The following is a 1,010-nucleotide window of genomic DNA, read 5'->3' as shown; positions in this document are numbered from 1 at the left end:
CGGGTAAAACTGATCCCATTTTCATGTAGGTAAGTGAATGCCAACTTTTCGTTATCAAGGCCGCACATTAGACGGCTCATCAACCAGTGGCAAAGTCGATGCGGTGAATTCAGAAGCCGCAGCGGAAGCGTTGATGAATAAAGGGATCATCCCGCTCAATCTGCGCTTAGAGAAAGAAGGCGTAAAGAACCACGTTAGTTTGTCTAAATTGTTGGTTCCTGCCATTCCACTGGAAGTGATTATTCTGTTTTCTCGTCAGTTGTTCAGCTTAACTAAAGCTGGTGTGCCTTTGCTGCGCTCAATGCGCGGCTTACTGCAAAACTGTGAAAACAAACAGCTTAAAGAAGCGCTAGAAGATGTGGTTTCTGAGTTGAGTAATGGTCGTGGCTTGTCGTCTGCGATGCAGCCGCACAACAAAGTGTTTAGTCCGTTATTCGTTTCCATGATCAACGTGGGTGAGAATACCGGTCGACTTGATGAGGCATTGCTGCAGCTAGCAAACTATTATGAGCAAGAGCTAGAAACACGTAAACGCATTAAAGCCGCGATGCGCTATCCGACGTTCGTTATCGTATTTATTACCATCGCCATGTTCATTCTGAACATTCTGGTTATCCCAGAGTTTGCATCGATGTTTACTCGTTTCGGGGTTGAGTTGCCGCTTCCAACTCGGATCTTGATTGCGACGTCCAACTTCTTTGTTCACTACTGGGGATTGCTCATTGCCGCTATGGTCGGTGCATTCTTTGTTTTCAAAGCTTGGGTTGCGACAGCAGATGGGCGGGAGAAGTTTGATAAATTTCGCCTCCGCTTACCAATCGTTGGCGATATCGTAAATCGCGCTCAATTGTCGCGCTTTGCTCGAACATTCTCGTTGATGTTGAAATCAGGTGTGCCGCTCAACCAATCTTTGGCACGTGCTGGTGAAGCCTTGGGTAACCGCTTTTTAGAAAATCGAATTTTAGAGATGAAAGCAGCCATCGAAGCGGGTAGCACTATTTCTGTTACTG

The 1,010-nt window shown here is 46.3% G+C and carries 1 protein-coding gene; it reads left to right on the top strand.

Annotation, left to right across the window (positions count from 1 at the left end):
• Positions 1 to 37: 37 nt before the first annotated feature.
• The coding region (locus tag R7M72_RS26220; protein ID WP_318056608.1) for a type II secretion system F family protein at positions 38 to 1,010 on the top strand (973 nt) is incomplete at its 3' end.

The organism is Vibrio sp. YT-18 (assembly GCF_033337345.1).
GTDB lineage: Bacteria > Pseudomonadota > Gammaproteobacteria > Enterobacterales > Vibrionaceae > Vibrio > Vibrio alginolyticus.
This window is presented reverse-complemented; position numbering and strand designations above follow the sequence as displayed.